The sequence below is a fragment of the Micromonospora sp. CPM1 genome (assembly GCF_023896895.1).
Classification (GTDB): domain Bacteria; phylum Actinomycetota; class Actinomycetes; order Mycobacteriales; family Micromonosporaceae; genus Micromonospora; species Micromonospora tulbaghiae.
Map to the genome: position 1 here is coordinate 85,079 of NZ_JAMHIU010000006.1, position 20,052 is coordinate 105,130.

A 20,052-nucleotide genomic window follows, 5' to 3' on the forward strand; every position below is an offset into this window, starting at 1 on the left:
AGGGACGTGACGGGGGTCACGCCGGTCTGCGGTTACCGAAGGGTATTGCCTGCACCCGGCCAGCGGCTAGCCCCGATCGGTCGAGTCGCCACCGGTCCCGCCTGCTGGAACCGCTCAGGCGTACCGGCTGGCCGCGCGGGACCAGTCGTAGGTGGCCCTGATCCAGTCCCGGCGGGTGTCCAGGAAGACCCGCATCCCCTCGTCGGCCACGACGCTCAGCGCCGCGTCCCGCTCCGCGTACGTGGCGAGGGCCTTGTTGAACCGGTCCGCCGCCGCGTACAGCGCCGCCGACTCGTCCTGCCCGGTCTCACCCGCGATCGTGGTGACCAGGTTGTGCGCCTCCGGGGCGGCGCCGCGCTCCTTGCCGTAGGAGAACAGGTCGTTGCACCAGCAGACCAGGTCGGTGGCGAGGGTGTCCAGGGCGGTGAGCGCCGGCGCGACCCGCTGGTCGGCGCGGGGCGCGGACGGGCGGGCCAGGTCGGTCACCGTGAAGCTGGGGCGCACCCCGCCGGTGTGGCGGCGCATCTGCGTGTACTCGGCCACCCCCGGCACCCGCCGGCGCTCCCGGTTGGCGGCCTCCCAGAGCAGCGCCAGCAGGTACTCCCGCAACTGGCTGACCAGGCGCAGCAGGTGGGCCGGCCGGCCCCGGCCGCGGGCCCGCCGGCACAGGTCGTGCAGCGCCAGGGCGATCGGCCCGCCGTCGGCGGGCGCCGGCGCGTCCGGGTCGCCGTGCCGGTCGAGCACCGCCAGCAGCGCGGCGAGCGTCGGCGCCAGCAGCGTGGGCGTCGCTCCGAGCCCGTCGTCGTCGCAGGCGTCGTCCACCACGAACAGCCAGTTGATCAGGTCGGTGAGCAGGCGCAGCCCGTACGGCGACGCCTCGGGGCAGGCGCGAGCGGCCAGCTCCGCCGCGTGCGCCCCGGCCAGCCGCCGGCGGCCGGCCTGGTCCTCCACCAGGCCGAAGTCACGTACCCAGGCGGCGCTCTCCGCGGCCGCCTGGTCGGCGGCGGGGTGGCGCCGGGAGGGAAAGGGCGGTTCGTGCAGTGCCGAGAGGGCGAAGTCGCGCATCGTCGTCCCCCTGTCCGCCGCCCCGCGGGGTCGGGCCGGTGCGCAGGAGCGTACGGGAGGACGTAACCGTTATCGACGTTCGGGTGTCCACTGTCCACTGTCAGCCGGCGATCGGCTGCACACCCTCGGTCACAAGCCCAGCTCGGCGGTACGCAGACGTTCGGCGCGATCGGCCGGACCGTCCACCTGGACCCGGGCCACCCGCTGCCGTCCGGTGAGGAACAGCACCAGCTCGCCCGGCGCGCCCACCACCCGCAGCCGTTCGCCGCCGGCGCCGGCCCGCAGCTCGCCGTGCCCCGGGGCCTGCACCAGCACCTCGGCCGGGAACCGCCGCAGCGCCATCCGGGCCAGCAGGGACGCCCGCTTCCACAGCACCGCCTGCTGCCCGGCGGGCAGGTCGCGCGGGTGCCAGCCCGGCCGGGCGCGCCGCACGTCCTCGTGGTGGATGAAGAACTCCATCCCGTTGGCCAGCTCGTCGGTGAGCGGGTTGCTGACCGGGCTCCACACCGGGGGACGGCGTACCCGGGCGATCAGGTCGGCGTACGGCCCGGCGGCGATGCGCCGGCGGACCGACTCGCCGTAGCCGCGCAGCGGCGGCAGCAGGATCCCGCCCGCCGCGTCCGGCCGGCGCTCCCGCACCAGCAGGTGCGCCGCCAGGTCACGGGTGGTCCACCCCTCGTTGACAGTCGGTGCGTCCGGTCCCAGTTCCAGCATCAGGTCGGCGAGCGCCTCGCGCTCCGCTCGGGCGTACCGCGGCATGGCCCGATCGTAGGCCCGTTCCGGCCGATCGGCGCGCCACGCCCGGCGGGACCGCGCCGCCGGGCCGGTTCCGGCCGCCCTCCAGCCGGGTCCGGCGGGAACGTGACGGCGGACATATCCCGGCCGGGTCGGCGGGACCGGCGGCGAGCGGTAAGGATGGGGGAGAAAACTGCGGCTTACGGCGGGGGAGAGCGTGGCGAGCGGGACAAGTCGGGACGTGCTCGGCAGGGGGCTACGGGTGCTCGGCCGGGCCATCCGGGAACAGCCGCGGATCTTCGCGGTCGCGGTCAGCGGCAGCGTGCTGTTCGGCCTCCTGGTGATCGCCAGCGCGTACGTGGTCGGGGGGGTGGTCGGCGACGTGGTCGTGCCGGCCGTGGAGCGCGGCGAGGTGGCGGAAGGGGCGCTGGCGCTGGCCGCGACGGCGCTGTTCGGCATCAGCGTGCTGCGCGTCGTCGGCATCTTCGGCCGCCGGCTCGGCGCCGGTTACATGCAGTACCGGCTCCAGGCCGCCTACCGTCGCCGGGTCACCCGCCGCTACCTGGAACTGCCGCTGGCCTGGCACCACCGCAACTCCACCGGCACGCTGCTGTCCAACGCCAACTCCGACGTGGAGGCGGCCTGGTACCCGATCGCGCCGCTGCCGTTCGCGGTCGGCACGCTGGTGATGCTCGTCGGCGCGGTGGCCTCGCTGTTCTTCACCGACTGGGCGCTGGCCCTGGTCGGCCTCGCCGTGTTCCCCGCGCTGTTCGCGCTCAACGTGGTCTACTCCCGCCGGATGGCGCCCCGGCAGGCCCGGGCGCAGCGGCTGCGGGCCGAGGTCAGCGGCATCGCGCACGAGAGCTTCGACGGCGCGCTGGTGGTCAAGACGATGGGCCGCGAGGCCCAGGAGACGGCCCGCTTCGCCTCCCGCGCCGGTGAGCTGCGCGACGCGCTGATCTCGGTCGGCCGGCTGCGCGGCGTGTTCGACCCGCTGCTGGAGACGCTGCCCAGCCTCGGCACGCTCGCCGTGCTGGTGGTCGGCGCGATCCGGTACCGGCAGGGCGCGATCAGCGTGACCGAACTGGTCAGCGTCGCGTTCCTGTTCACCGTGCTGGCCTTCCCGGTCCGCGCCATCGGCTGGGTGCTGGCCGAACTGCCGCGCAGCGTCGCCGGCTGGGACCGGGTCCGCCGGGTGCTGGACGCCACCGGCGAGATGCCGTACGGCACGAGGACGCTCGACCCGGCCACCCGCGAGCCGGCCACGCTCGCCTTCGACGACGTGCACTTCGCGTACGAGCCGGCCGAGGCGCACCTGCCCGGGGCCCAGGTGCTCGGCGAGGTGACGTTCACCGTGCCGGCCGGGAAGACGGTCGCCCTGGTGGGGCCCACCGGCGCGGGCAAGTCGACGATCGCGTCGCTGGCCGTGCGGCTGGTCGACCCGGGCGCCGGACGGGTCACGCTGGACGGCGTGGACGAGCGGGAGCTGACCGCCGCCTCGCTCGCCGGCACGGTGGCGCTCGTGGCGCAGGTGCCGTTCGTCTTCGACGACACGGTCCGGGCCAACATCGCGCTCGACCGCGCCGGCATCGGCGACGACGAGGTGTGGGCGGCGCTGCGGCTGGCCGAGGCGGACGGCTTCGTGGCCGCGCTGCCGGACGGGCTGGACACCATGGTCGGCGAGCGGGGCACGTCGCTGTCCGGCGGGCAGCGCCAGCGGCTCACGCTCGCCCGGGCGCTCGCCGGACGCCCCCGGCTGCTGGTGCTCGACGACGCCACGAGCGCTGTCGACCCGCGCGTCGAGGCGGCCATCCTGGCCGGGCTGCGCGCGCCGACCGACGGCGGCGCCCCGGCGTCGATCCTGGTGGTGGCGTACCGCCGGGCGACCATCGCGCTCGCCGACGAGGTGATCTACGTGGAGCAGGGCCGCGTGGTCGCCCGCGGCACCCACACCGAGCTGCTGGCCACCGTGCCCGGCTACGCCGACCTGGTCACCGCGTACGAGCAGGCCGAGCAGGAGCGCGAGCAGAATCGGACGTACGACGAGGTCACGCCGTTGACCTCGGGCCTGGAGATCGAGGTGGACCGGTGAGTACGACCACGGGGGAGAACACCGAGAGCACCGAGACCACCTGGCAGACGCTGCGGCGCGGGCTGGCGCTCTCCCCGGAGCTGCGCACCGGCCTCGCCGGCACGCTGGCGCTGGCGCTGGTCTACATGGTCGGCCGGGTCGCCGTGCCGGTGGCGGTGCAGCGCGGCATCGACCACGGCATCGTCGGCGGGCTCGACCTGGACGTCATCTCGCTCACCGTGGCGATCACCGCCGGGGTGCTGGTGGTCACCACCATCTGCGGCTACCTGATGATGCGCCGGCTGTTCACGGTCAGCGAGACCGCGCTGGCCGGCGTGCGCACCCGGGCGTTCCGGCACGTGCACGACCTGTCCATGCTGCACCAGCAGTCCGAGCGGCGCGGCTCGCTCGTCTCCCGGGTCACCAGCGACGTCGACCAGATCACCCAGTTCCTCCAGTGGGGCGGCGTGATCCTCATCGTCAACCTGGGCCAGCTGCTGGTCACCACCGCCGTGATGCTCGCGTACTCCTGGCAGTTGACGCTCGTGGTGCTCGTCGCGTTCGCGCCGGCGGTGCTGGTGATCCGGCAGTTGCAGCGCCGCCTCGCCGGGGCGTACGGGCTGGTGCGGCAGCGCACCGGCACGCTGCTCGGGGCGATCGGCGAGAGCGTGGTGGGCGCGCCGGTGATCCGGGCGTACGGCATCGCCGGGCGCACCGCGCGGCGGCTCGACACGGCCATCGACGGGCAGCGGGTGGCCCAGCAGCGGGCGATCCGGATCAGCATCATGGGCAGCTCCGTGGGGGAGCTGGCCGCCGGGCTGGCGCTGGCCGGCGTGGTGGTGGTCGGGGTCAGCCTGGGCGTCGACGGCACGCTGTCGGTCGGCCAGCTCACCGCGTTCCTGTTCCTGGTCACGCTGTTCATCCAGCCGGTGCAGATCGCCACCGAGGTGCTCAACGAGGCGCAGAACGCGATCGCCGGCTGGCGCCGGGTGCTGGACGTGCTGGACGTCTCCCCGGACGTGGCCGACCCGGGCGAGCAGGGGCGGGAGCTGCCGCCGGGGCCGCTGGACGCCCGGTTCGCCGGCGTGACGTTCGCCTACCCGGGCGGGCCGCCGGTGCTGCACGAGGTGACGCTGGACATCCCGGCCAAGAGCCGGGTGGCGGTGGTGGGCGAGACCGGAAGCGGCAAGACCACGTTCGCCAAGCTGCTCACCCGCCTGATGGATCCGACCGAGGGCGCGGTGCTGCTCTCCGGGGTCGACCTGCGGCAGGTGCGCTTCGACTCGCTGCGCTCCCGGGTGGTGATGGTGCCGCAGGACGGCTTCCTGTTCGACGCCACGGTCGGGGAGAACGTCCGCTTCGCCCGCCCCGACCTGACCGACGAGCGGCTCACCGCCGCCTTCGGCGAGCTGGGCCTGTCCGACTGGCTGGACGGGCTGCCGTCCGGGCTGGACACACCGGTCGGCGAGCGCGGGGAGGCGCTGAGCGTCGGCGAGCGGCAGCTCGTGGCGCTGGCCCGGGCGTACGTCGCGGACCCGGACCTGCTGGTGCTGGACGAGGCGACGAGCGCTGTCGACCCGGCCACCGAGGTCCGCCTGCAACGGACGCTCGACGCGGTGACCCGGGGCCGGACCACGCTCGCCATCGCGCACCGGCTGTCCACCGCGCAGGCGGCGGACGAGGTGATCGTGGTGGACCGGGGCCGGATCGTGCAGCGCGGCCCGCACGAGGAGCTGGTCCGCGACACCGACTCGGTCTACGCCCTGCTGTACGCCTCCTGGCTGGAACAGACCCGCTGATCTTGGCGGGTCCGCCAGGGCTGGAGCAGACCCGCTGATCTTGGCGGGTCCGCCAGGGCTGGAGCAGACCCGGTAACCGGTCAGCGGGAGTAGAACTCCACCACGAGCTGCTCGTCGCACACCACCGGCACCTCGTGCCGGGCCGGTTCGCGCACCAGCGTGGCGCGCAGCTCGGCCGGCTGCGCCGACAGGTACGGCCGGGGCTGGGCGTCGGCGTGCGCGCCGGCGGCGGCGAGCTGGAACGGCGGCAGCGCGCGGCTGCGCTCGCGTACGCCGACCACCTGGCCGGGACGCAGCCGGTACGACGGCCGGTCGACCTTGCGCCCGTCGACTGTGATGTGGCCGTGCGCGACGAGCTGACGGGCCTGGTAGACGCTGCGCGCCAGCCCGGCCCGCAGCACCACCGCGTCGAGGCGCCGCTCCAGCAGCGCGACGAGCGTCTCGCCGGTCTTGCCGGCGCCCCGGGCCGCCTCGTCGAACAACCGGCGCAGCTGGGCCTCGCTGACGTTGTACTGGTGGCGCAGCCGCTGCTTCTCCAGCAGCCGCACCTGGTAGTCGGAAGTGGTGCGGCGGGACCGGCCGTGCACGCCCGGGGGATAGGGGCGCCGCTCGAAGTACCGCACGCACTTGCGGGTCAGCGGGATACCGAGGGCGCGGGAGAGCCGGGCCTTGGGCCGGGGGTGGTTCACGTCGACGTCTCCGATCGTCTAGCCTGCTTCTTAGGTAAGCCTAACCTATATTGAGGAGGTCGGGATCATGCGGCCCAGCCCGGCGGAGATCGTGCGAACCCTGGTCGCGGGCCGGTTGCCCGCCCTCGTCCACCTGGCCCGGCATCCCGGCCCGCACCAGGTCCGGCACGCCGTCGACCCGGACGGGCGGGTGCTGCTGCTCGTACCCGTGGTCAGTGACCTGGCCGCGGCGCTCGTGCCGCCGCCGGGCGACACCGACGTGGCCACCGTGCTCGACGTGCTCGACCTGCCGCCCGCGGCCGGGGCGCCCTCGCTCGGCCGGGCGTGGGTTTCCGGCTGGGCCGCCCGGCTGGACGGGGACGAGGCGCGCGACGCGGCGGTCGACTTCGCCGCCACCGACCCGGTCGGCGACCTGCTCGACGTGGGCCGCCGGTTCCACCTGCACCGCTTCGAGGTGGCCGAGGCCCGCTGGGAGCGCGCCGGGCGCGTGCGCCGGGTCGACCCGGAGGCGTTCGCGGAGGCCGAGCCCGACCCGCTGCACCCGGTCGAGGCCGACCTGCTGGCCGACCTGGCCGACCACCACACCGAGCAGGTCGGCGACTACCTGCGGCGGCGGCTCGCCCTGCCCGGCGACCAGGTTCCCCGGGTGGTCCGGATCGACAGGTACGGGCTGCTGGTCGCGCACGGGCGGCCCGGCGCGACCCGGCGGGCCCGGCTCGCCTTCCCCCGGCCCGTCGCCGACGTGGCGGAGCTGTCCCGCCTGCTGCACCCGATGCTCTGCCCCCGGGCGGCGGCCTGAGCGGCGCCGTCCCGGCTGCCGGAGCCGGCGGCCGGCCGGCTCAGGTGATGTCGCCGGTCAGGTACCGCTGGACCGTCGGGCCGATGGCGGCCACCAGCGTCGCCGGCTCGGCGGTGGCGACCGCGTCGAGACGGAGCACGTACCGCATCATGGCCAGCCCGGCGAGCTGCGTGGCGACCAGCCCACCGCGCAGCGCGCGTTGCGCCGGGTCGACGCCGAGGTGGTCGAGCACCCGGCGCAGCACCTGCGTGACCAGGAACTCGCGCAGCAGGCGCGCGGTCCAGTCGTTGCTGACGGCGGAGCGCAGCAGCGCCACCGCCGCCGTGCCGGTGGGGGAGTCCCAGACCTCCAGGAACACCCGGACCATCCGCTCGCCGGCCGCGTCCGGGCCGCCGGCGAGCACCGCCGGCAGCAGCCGCCCCGGGTCGGCCGGGAAGGCCGTGGCGGCCCGGAACAGCTCCTCCTTGCCGCCGAAGTAGTGGTGCACGAGCGCCGGGTCCACGCCGGCCGCCGCGGCGATGGCCCGGATCGACGCGGCGTCGAAGCCGCGCTCGGCGAACGCCTCCCGCGCCGCGGCGAGGATGGCCTCACGGGTGTCCGGGCTGCCGGGCCGCCGCCCGGTGCGCCGCGCGTTCACCCGCTGCGCCGGCGCAGCGTCGCGGCGGCCAGCACCAGCGCCGCCACCGCCGCCCCGGCCACGATCGCCACGTCCCGCCACATCGTTCCGGTCGGCTCGGCGTGCGCGCCGACCTCCTGGAGCGCCTCGACCGCGTACGACAGCGGCAGCGCGTCGCTGACCGCCTGGAGCCAGCCGGCCATCTCGTCGCGCGGCACGAACAGGCCGCACAGCAGCAGTTGCGGGGCCACCACCACCGGCATGAACTGGACCGCCTGGAACTCGGTGCGGGCGAACGCCGAGCAGAACAGCCCGAGCGCCACCGCGAGCACCGCGTTCACCCCGGCGATCAGCACGACCAGCCACGCGCTGCCCGCGGTCTCCAGCCCGAACACCCGGTACGCGACGACCGAGGCGACAGTGGACTGGAGCACCCCGGCCAGGCCGAACGCGATGCCGTACCCGAACAGCAGGTCGAGCTTGCCCAGCGGCGTGGTGAGCAGGCGCTCCAGCGTGCCGGTGGTGCGCTCGCGGAGCATGGCGATGCTGGTCACGAGGAACATGATGATGAACGGGAAGAAGCCCAGCATGATCAGGGCCACCCGGTCGAACGTGCTCGGCGCGCCGGGCGGGGCGGGCTGGTCGACGTACATGAAGTAGACGAGCGTGAGCAGCACCGACGGCACCACCACGAGCAGCGCCACGGTCCGCCGGTCGTGCCGGAGCTGGCGCAGGATGCGCCCGGTGGTGGCGGCCAGGATCCGTCCGTTCATCGCGCCTCTCCCTCGGCGTCGCGGATCAGGCGCAGGAACGCCTCCTCCAGGTCGTCGGTCCCGGTCGCGGCGCGGACCGCGGCCGGGGTGTCGTCGGCGACCAGCCGGCCCTCGCGGATGAGCAGCAGCCGGTCGCAGCGGGCAGCCTCGTCCATCACGTGGCTGGAGACCAGCAGCGTGGTGCCGTTCGCGGCCATGGCGTGGAACCGGGCCCACAGGTCGGCCCGCAGCACCGGGTCCTGGCCGACAGTCGGCTCGTCGAGGACCACCAGCTCCGGTTCGCCGACGAGCGCGCAGGCGAGTGAGGCGCGGCTGCGCTGGCCGCCGGAGAGCGTGCCGACGAGCTGGTCGGCCGCGCTCGCCAGGCCGACGTCGGCCACCGCGCGGTCGGCCTCGGCGCGGCCCCGGCCCTGGAGCACCGCGAAGTAGCGGGCGTTCTCCCGCACCGTCAGGTCGGCGTACACGCTCGGCGCCTGGGTCAGGTAACCCACCCGGCGGCGCAGGTCGGCCGAGCCGGCGGTGCGGCCGAGCACGTCCACCGCGCCGGAGCCGACCGTCTGCACGCCGACCACCGCGCGCATCAGCGTGGTCTTGCCGCTGCCGCTGGGCCCGAGCAGCCCGGTCACGGTGCCCCGGGGCACCCCGCAGGTGATGCCGTGCAGCACCCGCCGCCCGCCCCGGTCGACCACCAGCTCGCGGACCGACACCGCGTCGTCCATGCTCGCCTCCGTCAATTCATCACCCGTTGAACTCAACGGTAGGTGAATTCCTCCCCGAGGGCAACGGGGACTTGACTTCGAGTGCGCTCGAACTGGAAGCCTGGAGGGCGTGGACATCAGCACGCGGGAGATGAGCCTCACCGTGGGTGAGGCGGCGGAACGGGTCGGCCTGACCACCTACACGCTGCGCTGGTACGAGCAGGAGGGCCTGGTGGGCCGCGTCGGGCGGGACTCGTCCGGCCGCCGGCGCTACACCGAGTCCGACGTCAACTGGCTGTTCCTGCTCACCCGGCTGCGGCGTACCGGGATGCCGGTGCGAGACATGCGCCGCTATGCCGAACTGGCTCGGCACGGGGACGGCACGCTCGGCGCGCGGCGGGCGCTGTTCGAGGCGCACCGGGCCCGCGTCCTGGCCCGGATGGCCGAGCTGGAGGAGGACCTGAAGGTCCTCGAACACAAGATCGACGCGTACCGCCGGGCGGAGGAGGAATCCGGCTGAACGCCCCAGTGGCGGACACGGGGTCCGGCAACGGTCATTGCGGTGAAGATCGGATTTCGGCACCATGGCGCCGTGGGTCCAGCGCAGTTGCCCGACACCGCGTTCCTCGACGACTGGGCCGCCCGCCTGCGGCAGGCCGCCGACCGGCCGGTCGTCGGGATCATGCTGCGCGGCAGCCATGCCCGGCGGGCCGCCACCGAGCACAGCGACGTGGACGTGGACGTGCTCGTGGCCGCCGACGACGGACGGCCCGCCGGTGCGGGCGCCCGGCAGGCCACGTCCCGCCGCGGCACGCCGTACGCGGCCCGGCGGGCGTACCTGACCGAGTTCGCCGGTCGCCTCGTGCACGTGTCGGTGGCCGCCCGCGACGTCCGCTCCTGGGTACGCCGCCTCGGCCAGCCCGCCGACTGGGCGTTCGGGCTCCCGGTCACCGCGCCCGCCCGGCTGCTGTGGGCCGTACCGGAATGGCGCCGCCTGATCGACCTGCCGGTGCTCTGCCAGCCCGCCGACGAGCCGCGACTGGAGGAGCTGATCGCGACGCTGGGCAAGGTCGCCGCGGCCCGCGTGGCCGACGACCCGGTCGGGGTCCGGCTCGCCGCGGCCGACCTGGCCCGGCTCTGTCCCTCGGTGCTGCGGCCGGCCAACCCGACCGTGCGCGTGGTGTCCCGCCGGGCCGCCCTGACCGCCGCGCTGGACCTGCCGGTCGCCCCGCCCGGTTACCGCCACGACATGCTGCTCTGCCTCGGCCTGCGCGCCGGTGACCCGGCCGAGGTCGGCGCCGCCGCCGGACGGCTGGTCACCGGCATCCTCCCGCTGATCCGCCCGTACGCCGGCGAGATCGCCGCCACCCACGGCGCGGACCTGGCCGAGGCGCTGGTCGACGGCCGGGTGGACCGCTACCTCGCCCGGCTGGGCCGGGCGCTGGGCACGGTGACGACCGCCTCCCGGGACACGTCGGCGGTGCCCGGACCGCGTGCGGGAGAATGGTCAACCGTGCCCGCCCCTGACGCGCCGCTGACCGGCGCCCCCGCTCCCGGACCGGCCCGCCCGTCCCGGCTCGACCCGGCCATCGCGGCGAAGCTCCGCCGCACCCCGGACGGCCTGGTCGCCGCCGTGGTCCGCGCCCACGACTCGGGCGAGGTGCTGATGGTCGCCTGGATGGACGACGAGGCGCTGCACCGCACGCTCACCACCGGTCGGGCCACCTACTGGTCGCGCAGCCGCGGCGAGTACTGGGTCAAGGGCGCCACCTCGGGCAACCACCAGTACGTGCGCTCGGTGGCCCTCGACTGCGACGGCGACGCGCTGCTGGTCAGCGTCGAGCAGGTCGGCGCGGCCTGCCACACCGGGCAGCGCACCTGCTTCTTCACCGAACTGCCGGTCAGCTCCCCGGAGGCGACCCCGTGACCGACGGCACGGTCAGCCCGGACCGGTCCACCTTCGCCGACCTGGCCGCCCGCTGGCGGGTCGTGCCGGTGACCCGGCGGCTGCTCGCCGACGCGGAGACGCCGGTCGGGGTCTACCGCAAGCTGGCCGGCGGTCCCGGCACGTTCCTGCTGGAGTCCGCCGAACAGGGCGTCGGCTCGGCCGGCACGGCCTGGTCGCGCTACTCGTTCATCGGCGTCCGCAGCAGCGCCACGCTCACCGAGCGCGACGGCGCGGCGAGCTGGACCGGCACGCCACCGGCGGGCGTGCCCACCGGTGGCGACCCGGTCACCGTGCTGCGCGAGACGGTCGCCGCGCTCGCCGGGCCGGGCTGGGATCCGGCCGGTGACATGCCGCCGCTGACCGGCGGCCTGGTCGGCTACCTCGGGTACGACCTGGTCCGCCGCTTCGAGCGCCTGCCCGAGCTGACCGAGGACGAGCTGGACGTGCCCGAGCTGGGCATGATGCTCGCGACCGACCTGGTGGTCCTCGACCACTACGAGGGCTCCGCGATCCTGGTCGCCAACGCGGTGCTGCCGCCGCTGGACGACCCCGACCGGGCCGGGCGGGTCGAGGCCGCGTACCACCACGCCGTCGGCCGCCTCGACGCGATGACCAGCGCGTTGTCCCGGCCGATTCCGCCCATGGTCTCGACTGTGGGCCGGCCCGGCGTCGGCGAGGTGGTCAGCCGCACCCCCGAGGGCGGCTACCCGCAGGCGGTGGAGGCGGCCAAGGAGGCGATCCGGGCCGGCGAGTGCTTCCAGATCGTGCTCAGCCAGCGCTTCGAGCGCCCCACCGACGCCGACCCGCTCGACGTCTACCGGGTGCTGCGCACCACGAACCCCAGCCCGTACATGTACCTGCTGCGCTTCGACGGCTTCGACATCGTCGGCTCGTCACCGGAGGCGCACCTCAAGGTCAGCGCCGGCCCGGACGGGCGGCGCCGGGCGCTGCTGCACCCGATCGCCGGCACCCGGCCGCGCGGCGGCTCCCCGGACGGCGACGCCAAGCTCGCCGCCGAACTGCTCGCCGACCCCAAGGAACGCGCCGAGCACGTGATGCTCGTCGACCTGGGCCGCAACGACCTGGGCCGGGTGTGCCGCCCGGGCACCGTCGAGGTGCCCGAGTTCGCCACCATCGAGCGCTACAGCCACGTCATGCACATCGTCTCCACAGTCGTCGGCGAGCTGCGCGACGACCGCACGGCGTTCGACGCGCTGGCCGCGACGTTCCCGGCCGGGACGCTCAGCGGCGCGCCAAAGGTGCGCGCCATGGAGATCATCGAGGAGCTGGAGCCGGTGCGGCGCGGCGTCTACGGCGGCACCGTCGGCTACTTCGCCTTCGGCGGCGACCTGGACATGGCCATCGCCATCCGTACCGCGCTGATCCGCGACGGCCGCGCCTACGTGCAGGCCGGCGCCGGGATCGTGGCCGATTCCGACCCCGCCGCCGAGGACCAGGAGACGCGCAGCAAGGCCGCCGCCGTCCTCGCCGCCATCGCGGCCGCCGAGACGCTGCGGGCCGCCCGGTGAGCGCGCCCGGCACCACCGCGCCGACCGCCCGCGGCCGGCGCGAACTCGCGTACGCGGTGCTGCTCTGCCTGGCCGGCGCGGGCCTGGCCTGCTGGGCGGTGACCCGTACCTGGTCGGTCGAGGTGACCGCCCGGGGATCGCTGCCGTCCGGCCGGGCCGGGCGCACCGGTACGGAGCTGCTGCCCTGGGTGCTGGCGCTGACGTACGTGGGACTCGCCGGCGGCGGCGCGGTGCTCGCCACCCGGGGCCGGCTGCGCCGGCTGCTGGGTGTGCTGCTGGCCGGCGTCGGCCTGGCGGTGGCGGTCGGCGGCGGGATCGGCCTGACCGAGACCGGCGTAAGCCGGCAGTGGCCGGCGCTGGTGCTGGCCGGCGGCCTGGCCCTGGCGGCCGGCGGCGCGTTCACCGCGCTGCGCGGCGACGGCTGGCCGGCGATGGGCGCCCGGTACGAGCGGCGGTCCGCCCCGGCGGACGAGCCCGGCCGGCCGGCGGTCGAACGCGGCACCCGGGACGCGTGGGACGCGCTGGACCGGGGCGAGGACCCGACGGTCAGCTGACCGGCTGCGCCTCGCGGGCGTCGCGCCGCTGCCGGGCCGCGGCCCGCGCGGCGGCCAGCTCGGCCACCAGCCGCTCCAACTCGCGGCGCTGGGCGGCGCGGGCCCGGTCGGCGCAGACCGCCTCCCAGGCGTTGCCCCTGGCGGTACGCATCCGGCCCTCACCGGCCATCGCGCGTTCGAGCGTGTGCACCACGCCGACGGCGAGCGAGGCGACGGTACGGGAGATGGTGGTCAAGCCGATGGTCTGGGTCGGCCCGTTGGCGCTCATGGTCACCCCATGCGAGATCGTTGGCGACGGTCGGCAGCCGCCGGCGTCGAGTGTGCCCGACGACGATGCTTCCGGGTGGACGTTTCGCCGCCGTGAAGCACAGGTCAACGCTGTCGCACCGGGGTCGACCTGGGCAGGGCCGGAGGTCCTTGAGCTTGGTCACAGCCCACCGCCGGAACCCGTCCTGCGGGCCCGGAACGATCGTGGTGAGATAGGGGATGGGTGACGGTCGATGCCAGCGGTGGCGCTGCGTGACATGGCGTTCACCGGAAGTCGGCCATCATGCCACAGCCCATGTCGTGAGGTGCGCCATACCCCCCGGCACTCGTCGCCAGGTGGCGCCCCCTAGCATCGGCCCATGACGCCCGGAGAGGGGAGTCCGTTGGTGACTGCTGAGCATGCGCACGCGGAGGGGGACGACGCCGGAGCGGCGCCGTCCGCAGGGGTGCTCGACGAGATCCTGGCCGGCGTGCGCGAGGACGTGGCCCGGCGCCAGGAGCAGGTTCCGCTGGAGCGGATCCGGGAACGGGCCGCCGCCGCGCCGCCACCGCTGGACGCGTACGCGGCGCTGCGCCGCCCCGGCGTGGCCGTGATCGCCGAGGTGAAGCGTTCGTCGCCGTCCAAGGGGCGGCTGGCCGAGATCGCCGACCCGGCCGACCTGGCCGGGGACTACGCCGCCGGTGGCGCGCGGGCGATCAGCGTGCTGACCGAGGGCCGCTGGTTCGGCGGGTCGCTCGACGACCTGGCGGCGGTGCGGGCCGCGGTGAACGTGCCGGTGCTGCGCAAGGATTTCGTGGTCTCCAGCTACCAGGTGCACGAGGCCCGCGCGCACGGCGCCGACCTGGTGCTGCTGATCGTCGCCGCGCTGGAACAGAACGCGCTGGTCGGGCTGCTGGAGCGGATCGAGTCGCTCGGCATGACCGCGCTGGTCGAGGTGCACACCGAGGAGGAGGCGGACCGCGCCCTGGAGGCCGGTGCGCAGGTGATCGGCGTGAACGCCCGCGACCTGCGTACCCTGGAGGTCGACCGCTCGGTGTTCGAGCGGATCGCTCCCGGCCTGCCGAGCAGCGTCGTCAAGATCGCCGAGTCCGGGGTGCGCGGTCCGCACGACCTGATCCGGTACGCCTCCGCCGGCGCCGACGCCGTGCTGGTGGGCGAGGGCCTGGTCACCCAGAAGAGTCCGCGTGAAGCGGTCGCCGAGCTGGTCAACGCCGGTAACCACCCGGCGACGCCCCGCCCGGTCCGCTGAGCCGCCGGGCACCCGATCCGAGAGGACGCCCGCGATGAGCGCCGCACCCGCAGCCGGCCAGGTTCCCGACGCCGCCGGTCACTTCGGCCGGTTCGGCGGCCGGTTCGTCCCCGAGGCGCTCGTCGCCGCGCTGGACGAGCTGGACGCGGCGTACCGGAAGGCGATGGGCGACGAGGACTTCCTCGCCGAGTTCGACGCGTTGCTGCGCGACTACGCCGGCACGCCCTCGCTGCTCTACGAGGCCCGGCGGTTCTCCGCGCAGATCGGCGCGCGGGTCCTGCTCAAGCGCGAGGACCTCAACCACACCGGCGCCCACAAGGTCCGCAACGTGCTGGGCCAGGCGCTGCTCACCAAGCGGATGGGCAAGCGGCGGGTCATCGCGGAGACCGGCGCCGGCCAGCACGGCGTCGCCACCGCCACCGCCGCCGCGCTGTTCGACCTGGAATGCGTCGTCTACATGGGCCAGGTGGACACCGAGCGGCAGGCGCTGAACGTGGCGCGGATGCGGATGCTCGGCGCCACCGTCGTCCCGGTGACCACCGGCTCGCGCACGCTCAAGGACGCGATGAACGAGGCGATGCGGGACTGGGTCGCCAACGTCGAGGACACCCACTACCTGATCGGCACCGCCGCCGGCCCGCACCCGTTCCCGGAGATGGTCCGGGACTTCGTGCGCGGCATCGGCGAGGAGGCCCGCCGGCAGTGCCTGGACCTGACCGGCGCGCTGCCGGACGCGGTCGCGGCCTGCGTCGGCGGCGGCTCCAACGCGCTCGGCATCTTCCACGCGTTCGTGCCGGACACCGGGGTCCGGCTCTACGGCTTCGAGGCCGGTGGCGAGGGCGTCGACACCGGCCGGCACGCCGCCAGCATCACCGGCGGCTCGTCCGGCGTGCTGCACGGCACCCGCACGTACGTCCTCCAGGACGCCGACGGGCAGACCATCGAGTCGCACTCGATCTCGGCCGGCCTGGACTACCCGGGCGTCGGCCCGGAGCACGCCTGGCTGCACGACACCGGCCGGGCCACCTACCTGCCGGTCGACGACGCGGACGCGATGGCCGCGTTCGAGCTGCTCTGCCGCACCGAGGGCGTGATCCCGGCGATCGAGAGCGCGCACGCGCTGGCCGGTGCCCGCGCGATCGCCCCCCGGCTCGCCGAGGAACTGGGCCGGGAGCCGGTGATCGTGGTCAACCTGTCCGGCCGGGGCGACAAGGACGTGCACACCGCCGGCGCGTACTTCGGCATCCTCGACAAGGAGTGACAGCGTGAGCCGCATCGGGGTCGCCTTCGACAAGGCGCGGGCGGACGGGCGGGCGGTGCTGGTCGGCTGCATGCCGGCGGGCTTCCCGACCGTCGAGGGCAGCATCGCCGCCATGAAGGCCATGGTCGAGGCGGGCGTGGACGTCATCGAGGTGGAGATCCCGTACTCCGACCCGGTGATGGACGGCCCGGTCATCCAGAAGGCGAGCGACATCGCGCTCGCCGGCGGTGTCCGCGTCGCGGACGCGCTGCGCGTCGTCGAGGCGGTCGCCGCGACCGGGGCCAGCGTGGTCACCATGACCTACTGGAACCCCATCGAGCAGTACGGCGTGGACGCGTTCGCCCGCGACATGGCCGCCGCCGGTGGCACCGGCCTGATCACGCCGGATCTGATCCCGGACGAGGCCGCCGAGTGGCTGGCCGCCTCCGACGCGCACGGCCTGGACCGCACGTTCCTGGTGTCCCCGTCCTCGACCGACGCGCGGCTGCGGATGACCGTCGAGCACTGCCGCGGGTTCGTCTACGCCACCGCGATCATGGGCGTCACCGGCGCTCGCGCGCAGACCTCCGAGGCGGCCCCGGTCCTGGTGTCCCGGCTGCGCGAGGTCACCGACATCCCGGTCGGCGTCGGGCTGGGCGTGGGCACGGGCGCGCAGGCCGCCACCGTCGCCGGGTACGCCGACGCGGTGATCGTGGGCAGCGCGCTGGTCCGCTGCGTGCTGGACGCCCCGGACCAGGCCGCCGGCCTGACCGCGCTGCGCAAGCTCAGCGCCGAACTCGCCGAAGGCGTCCGCAACCCGGCCCGCTGACCGCTCCTGGCCGCCCACCTGCTTGATCGACTCCATTTCGCCGAGGTGGCGTGGTCGGGGCCGCCGGGATGCCGCCACTTCGCCGATCTGGTGTCGATCATGCGCGAGCGCGCTGGCCGGGCGGGGTGGGCTTCGCGTCAACGGGCTTCCCGTCGCCGGGTGGCATGAGCGCGTCGGCGGCGGTCGTGTGCCGCAGCACGCCGGCGCGGCCGGCGAGCGCGTCCGCGATCGCCGCGCGCGTGGTGGGGGTCAGCACGTCGGGTAGCTCCTGCGGCGGCCACCACCGCGGCAGGCACCCGGCCACCGGCTCGCCCGCCGGTTCGACGTCGGCCGGCCCGGCGCGGAACACGTGCACCAGCACGTCGGGGCGGGCGCCGCACCGCCCGGCCGGGAGCGAGGGCGCCTGCGGACCGGTGACCCGGTAGAGGCCGACCAGGTCGGTCAGCTCCACCGCCCAGCCGGTCTCCGCGCGGACCGCCCGGACGGCGGCGTCCGCCGGGCTCTCGTCGTGACGCAGCCGCCCGCCCGGCAACCCCCAGCGGCGGGCCCCCTCGGTCCGGCGGCAGAGCAGCAGCCGGCCGGACCCGTCGGTGACGACAGCGGCGACCGCCCAGGTGAGCGGGCTCATGGACAAAGAGCCTACGACCGTGCAAACCAGAAGTCATCCGACCCGCGCGGCAGGCGGCCCGGGGTGCCGCACACACGGTCCGCACCGGTACCGTGTGCACCCGTGACCCTCGCCCCGATGACCCCACTGGCGGCCATGCCCAGCCCCAGCACCGCTGTCTGGCAGCTCGGTCCGGTTCCGATCCGGGCGTACGCGCTCTGCATCATCCTCGGCATCGTGGTGGCCTGCGTGGTCACCGAGTACCGGCTGCGCCGTCGCGGCGTGGCGCCGGGCGCGGTGCTCGACATCGCCGTCTGGGCCGTGCCCGCGGGCATCATCGGCGCGCGGATCTACCACGTGATCACCTCGCCGGAGAAATACTTCGGCGCCGGTGGTGAGCCGATCAAGGCGCTCTACATCTGGGAGGGCGGTCTCGGCATCTGGGGCGCGGTGGCCGGTGGCGCGGTCGGCGCGTGGCTCGCCGCCCGGCAGCTCGGCATCCCGTTCGCCGTCGTCGCCGACGCGCTGGCGCCGGGGCTGCCCCTGGCGCAGGCCGTCGGCCGCCTGGGCAACTGGTTCAACAACGAGCTGTACGGCGGGCGGACCACGCTGCCCTGGGGCCTCGAAGTGCACGTGATGGACCCGGACAACCCGGGTCACGCGCTGCGCGACGACGCCGGCAACCCGGTGCTCCAGCCGGGGCTCTACCACCCGGCGTTCCTCTACGAGGCGCTCTGGAACATCGGCGTCGCCGCGCTGGTGCTGTTCCTCGACCGCAAGCTGCGGCTCGGTCGCGGTCGGGCGTTCGCGCTCTACGTGATGGGCTACACGGCGGGCCGGTTCTGGATCGAGCTGATGCGTACCGACGAGGCGAACCTGATCCTCGGCGTACGCCTCAACGTCTGGACCGCCGCGCTGGTCTTCCTCGGCGCGCTGGCCTACTTCATCCGGGTCCGCGGTCCCCGCGAATACCTGGTGCCGGTGGGCGAGCCGGCTCCCGTGGCCGGCCCGGCCGGCGACGTGTCGCAGGTCGACCTGTCCGCCCGGGAGGCCGCCGCGCGGCCGGTCGCGCCCGAGGGCTACCGGGTGGTGAGCGAGGAACAGTTCGACGCGTACCGGGAGACCGGTGTGCTGCCCCCGGAGCCGGACGACGAACCGGCACGGGCCGAGTCCGCCGCCGACGACGCCGCGACGGGCGGCACGGACGGCGACGACAGCGCGAACGCCGACCGGGCGGACGGCGACGACACGGACCCGGAGCGGGCGGACGCGGAGCGCACGAACGCCGGCCGGGCCGACGGCGGCGGGCGCCCGGCGGACCGGGACAGCTGAGCGGGGGAGTCATGCGCAGCGCGGTGGTGGTCGGCGCCGGCCTCGGCGGAATGGCGGCGGCCGGTGTGCTGGCCCGTTCGGGCTGGCAGGTCACGCTGCTGGAACGCGCCGACCGGGTCCGCCCGGAGGCGACCGCCGTGGTGCTCTGGCCCAACGGGGTGCGCGCGCTGCGCGCCCTCGGGCTGGGCGACGGGCTGGACGCGATCGCCACCCCGCTGCCCGACGGCGGCGTGCGCCGGCCGGACGGGCACTGGCTGGTGCAGGCCCGGTCCACGCCGGCCGAGCGGATGCCGGTGGTGGTGCACCGGGAGGACCTGCACGACGCGCTGATCGCCGGCCTGGGCGACCGGGTCGAGCTGCGTACCGGCGTCACCGTGCGGACGGTGCGCGCGGCGTCGGGCGAGCGCCCGGCGGTGGGCGACGGCCGGCACACCTACGAGGCGGACCTGGTGGTGGCCGCCGACGGCACGGACAGCGAGATCCGCCGGCACCTCGCACCGGAGACCGCGGTGGTCAGCTCCGGGTGCGCGGCCTGGCGTGCGGTGATCCCCTGGTACCGGGCCCCGCAACTGCCGGACGACCAGCCGGTGCACGGCGAGACGCTCGGCGCCGGATACCGCTTCCTGGCCGCCTCGCTCGGCGAGCGGGGCACCGCGGGTGCGTCCCGCCGGGGCGGCGTCTACTGGGTCGCCACCGCCGCGGGGGCGCCCCGGCCGGAGCCGCCGGAGATCCAGCTCGCGCTGCTCAAGCGCTGGTTCGCGGGCTGGCCCGCGCCGATCGGCACGCTGCTGGAGGCGACCGACCCGGAGGACGTGGTCCAGCAGGAGATCCGCGAGCTGCGCCCGCTGCCCAAGGCGTACGGCTTCCCGGCCGGCCCGGGCGGCGTGGTGCTGCTCGGCGACGCCGCGCACGCCATGCCGCCGCACCTCGGGCAGGGCGCCTGCCTGGCGTTCGAGGACGCGGCGACGCTGGCCGGGCTGCTGCGGGAGTCGCGACTGCCGGACGCGGTGACCGCGTACGACAGGTTGCGCCGCCCCCGCGCGGCCACGATGGTCCGGCAGACCCGGCGGATGTCGGCGGTCCTGCAGGCCCGGGGCCGGCTGGCGCTGCGCGCCCGGGACGCCGCCCTGGGCACGATCAGCCCGCGGCTGCGCAACACCGCCGCCGCGGCCGCCGCCGCCTGGCAGCCGCCGTCCTGACCGTCCGCGCGCGGGCCCGTCCGCGTGCGGCCGTCCCTCGGGCGGCACGGCT

20 protein-coding genes and 1 pseudogene are annotated in these 20,052 nt (G+C 75.3%); 13 read left to right on the forward strand and 8 right to left on the reverse strand.

Annotation, left to right across the window (positions count from 1 at the left end; genetic code table 11):
* Window positions 1-114: 114 nt before the first annotated feature.
* Together M8C11_RS09400 and M8C11_RS09405 are read right to left on the reverse strand one after the other, a co-directional pair.
* A complete protein-coding gene (locus M8C11_RS09400) occupies window positions 115-1,065 on the reverse strand; it encodes a terpene synthase (RefSeq protein WP_013287567.1) in 951 nt (316 codons plus the stop codon).
* 129 nt (window positions 1,066-1,194) lie between these two features.
* Window positions 1,195-1,824 (reverse strand): TIGR03085 family metal-binding protein, encoded by a 630-nt coding sequence (locus M8C11_RS09405; RefSeq protein WP_013287566.1) that lies wholly within the window; start codon window positions 1,822-1,824, stop codon window positions 1,195-1,197.
* Window positions 1,825-2,017: 193 nt separating this feature from the next.
* On the opposite strand from M8C11_RS09405, the gene M8C11_RS09410 reads away from it, so the two are divergent.
* Both M8C11_RS09410 and M8C11_RS09415 read left to right on the forward strand, forming a co-directional pair.
* Window positions 2,018-3,892, forward strand: coding sequence for an ABC transporter ATP-binding protein (locus M8C11_RS09410; protein WP_174361725.1), 1,875 nt, complete (start codon window positions 2,018-2,020; stop codon window positions 3,890-3,892).
* Entirely contained in the window at window positions 3,889-5,670 is a 1,782-nt protein-coding gene (locus M8C11_RS09415) for an ATP-binding cassette domain-containing protein (protein WP_252449280.1), read from the forward strand. The genes M8C11_RS09410 and M8C11_RS09415 overlap by 4 nt, the downstream gene beginning before the upstream one ends.
* 80 nt (window positions 5,671-5,750) lie before the next feature.
* On the opposite strand, the gene rpsD is transcribed toward M8C11_RS09415, so the two are convergent.
* On the reverse strand, window positions 5,751-6,359 hold the full coding sequence (gene rpsD / locus M8C11_RS09420; protein WP_013287563.1) for a 30S ribosomal protein S4: 609 nt from the start codon (window positions 6,357-6,359) through the stop codon (window positions 5,751-5,753).
* A gap of 67 nt (window positions 6,360-6,426) precedes the next feature.
* Between rpsD and M8C11_RS09425 the strand changes: the two genes are divergently transcribed.
* Window positions 6,427-7,158, forward strand: coding sequence for a DUF2470 domain-containing protein (locus M8C11_RS09425; protein WP_252449281.1), 732 nt, complete (start codon window positions 6,427-6,429; stop codon window positions 7,156-7,158).
* A gap of 40 nt (window positions 7,159-7,198) precedes the next feature.
* On the opposite strand, the gene M8C11_RS09430 is transcribed toward M8C11_RS09425, so the two are convergent.
* From M8C11_RS09430 to M8C11_RS09440, 3 genes are read right to left on the reverse strand one after another with little or no spacing between them, the layout of a single operon-like run.
* Window positions 7,199-7,795: a TetR family transcriptional regulator gene (locus M8C11_RS09430; RefSeq protein ID WP_120568850.1), complete on the reverse strand. Its 597-nt coding sequence runs from the start codon at window positions 7,793-7,795 to the stop codon at window positions 7,199-7,201.
* Complete coding sequence (locus M8C11_RS09435; RefSeq protein ID WP_145751853.1) at window positions 7,792-8,547, reverse strand: ABC transporter permease; 756 nt, start codon at window positions 8,545-8,547, stop codon at window positions 7,792-7,794. Before M8C11_RS09435 ends, M8C11_RS09430 begins: the two co-directional genes overlap by 4 nt.
* Entirely contained in the window at window positions 8,544-9,266 is a 723-nt protein-coding gene (locus tag M8C11_RS09440; RefSeq protein ID WP_252449282.1) for an ABC transporter ATP-binding protein, read from the reverse strand. Before M8C11_RS09440 ends, M8C11_RS09435 begins: the two co-directional genes overlap by 4 nt.
* 109 nt (window positions 9,267-9,375) lie before the next feature.
* On the opposite strand from M8C11_RS09440, the gene M8C11_RS09445 reads away from it, so the two are divergent.
* From M8C11_RS09445 to M8C11_RS09465, 5 genes and pseudogenes are all read left to right on the forward strand, one after another.
* Window positions 9,376-9,765 carry a MerR family transcriptional regulator gene (locus tag M8C11_RS09445; protein WP_121686165.1) on the forward strand — a complete coding sequence of 130 codons (390 nt, stop codon included), beginning with the start codon at window positions 9,376-9,378 and terminating at the stop codon, window positions 9,763-9,765.
* Window positions 9,766-9,927: 162 nt separating this feature from the next.
* Window positions 9,928-10,578 (forward strand): annotated as a pseudogene (locus tag M8C11_RS09450) (phosphoribosyl-AMP cyclohydrolase); the annotation flags it as partial.
* 180 nt (window positions 10,579-10,758) lie between these two features.
* On the forward strand, window positions 10,759-11,172 hold the full coding sequence (hisI, locus tag M8C11_RS09455) for a phosphoribosyl-AMP cyclohydrolase (RefSeq protein ID WP_252449375.1): 414 nt from the start codon (window positions 10,759-10,761) through the stop codon (window positions 11,170-11,172).
* Window positions 11,169-12,722: an anthranilate synthase component I gene (locus tag M8C11_RS09460; protein WP_145751857.1), complete on the forward strand. Its 1,554-nt coding sequence runs from the start codon at window positions 11,169-11,171 to the stop codon at window positions 12,720-12,722. Before hisI ends, M8C11_RS09460 begins: the two co-directional genes overlap by 4 nt.
* A complete protein-coding gene (locus M8C11_RS09465; RefSeq protein WP_252449283.1) occupies window positions 12,719-13,276 on the forward strand; it encodes a Trp biosynthesis-associated membrane protein in 558 nt (185 codons plus the stop codon). The genes M8C11_RS09460 and M8C11_RS09465 overlap by 4 nt, the downstream gene beginning before the upstream one ends.
* On the opposite strand, the gene M8C11_RS09470 is transcribed toward M8C11_RS09465, so the two are convergent.
* Window positions 13,269-13,544 carry a hypothetical protein gene (locus tag M8C11_RS09470; protein ID WP_252449284.1) on the reverse strand — a complete coding sequence of 92 codons (276 nt, stop codon included), beginning with the start codon at window positions 13,542-13,544 and terminating at the stop codon, window positions 13,269-13,271. The two genes, M8C11_RS09465 and M8C11_RS09470, sit on opposite strands and share 8 nt — an antisense overlap.
* A gap of 445 nt (window positions 13,545-13,989) precedes the next feature.
* On the opposite strand from M8C11_RS09470, the gene trpC reads away from it, so the two are divergent.
* The 3 genes from trpC to trpA are packed head-to-tail and all read left to right on the forward strand — an operon-like array spanning window position 13,990 to window position 16,862.
* The gene (trpC, locus tag M8C11_RS09475) at window positions 13,990-14,793 is read left to right on the forward strand and encodes an indole-3-glycerol phosphate synthase TrpC (RefSeq protein WP_252449376.1); all 804 of its coding nucleotides are present in this window, start codon (window positions 13,990-13,992) and stop codon (window positions 14,791-14,793) included.
* A gap of 34 nt (window positions 14,794-14,827) precedes the next feature.
* Window positions 14,828-16,054, forward strand: a complete 1,227-nt coding sequence (gene trpB, locus M8C11_RS09480; protein ID WP_121686168.1) for a tryptophan synthase subunit beta — start codon at window positions 14,828-14,830, stop codon at window positions 16,052-16,054.
* Between the two features lie 4 nt (window positions 16,055-16,058).
* Window positions 16,059-16,862: a tryptophan synthase subunit alpha gene (gene trpA, locus M8C11_RS09485; protein ID WP_252449285.1), complete on the forward strand. Its 804-nt coding sequence runs from the start codon at window positions 16,059-16,061 to the stop codon at window positions 16,860-16,862.
* A 97-nt stretch (window positions 16,863-16,959) separates the two neighbouring features.
* On the opposite strand, the gene M8C11_RS09490 is transcribed toward trpA, so the two are convergent.
* On the reverse strand, window positions 16,960-17,490 hold the full coding sequence (locus tag M8C11_RS09490; RefSeq protein ID WP_252449286.1) for an NUDIX hydrolase: 531 nt from the start codon (window positions 17,488-17,490) through the stop codon (window positions 16,960-16,962).
* Window positions 17,491-17,592: 102 nt separating this feature from the next.
* Between M8C11_RS09490 and lgt the strand changes: the two genes are divergently transcribed.
* A complete protein-coding gene (lgt, locus tag M8C11_RS09495; protein ID WP_252449287.1) occupies window positions 17,593-18,801 on the forward strand; it encodes a prolipoprotein diacylglyceryl transferase in 1,209 nt (402 codons plus the stop codon).
* Window positions 18,802-18,812: 11 nt separating this feature from the next.
* Window positions 18,813-20,000, forward strand: a complete 1,188-nt coding sequence (locus M8C11_RS09500) for an NAD(P)/FAD-dependent oxidoreductase (RefSeq protein ID WP_013287548.1) — start codon at window positions 18,813-18,815, stop codon at window positions 19,998-20,000.
* Window positions 20,001-20,052: the final 52 nt, after the last annotated feature.

Coding starts and splice junctions, on each gene's coding strand:
- M8C11_RS09425 (WP_252449281.1), top strand. CDS start 6,427: ATGCGGCCCAGCCCGGCGGAGATCGTGCGAACCCTGGTCGCGGGCCGG.
- M8C11_RS09400 (WP_013287567.1), bottom strand. CDS start 1,065: ATGCGCGACTTCGCCCTCTCGGCACTGCACGAACCGCCCTTTCCCTCC.
- M8C11_RS09440 (WP_252449282.1), bottom strand. CDS start 9,266: ATGGACGACGCGGTGTCGGTCCGCGAGCTGGTGGTCGACCGGGGCGGG.
- trpB (WP_121686168.1), top strand. CDS start 14,828: ATGAGCGCCGCACCCGCAGCCGGCCAGGTTCCCGACGCCGCCGGTCAC.
- M8C11_RS09435 (WP_145751853.1), bottom strand. CDS start 8,547: ATGAACGGACGGATCCTGGCCGCCACCACCGGGCGCATCCTGCGCCAG.
- M8C11_RS09405 (WP_013287566.1), bottom strand. CDS start 1,824: ATGCCGCGGTACGCCCGAGCGGAGCGCGAGGCGCTCGCCGACCTGATG.
- M8C11_RS09500 (WP_013287548.1), top strand. CDS start 18,813: ATGCGCAGCGCGGTGGTGGTCGGCGCCGGCCTCGGCGGAATGGCGGCG.
- M8C11_RS09490 (WP_252449286.1), bottom strand. CDS start 17,490: ATGAGCCCGCTCACCTGGGCGGTCGCCGCTGTCGTCACCGACGGGTCC.
- M8C11_RS09470 (WP_252449284.1), bottom strand. CDS start 13,544: ATGAGCGCCAACGGGCCGACCCAGACCATCGGCTTGACCACCATCTCC.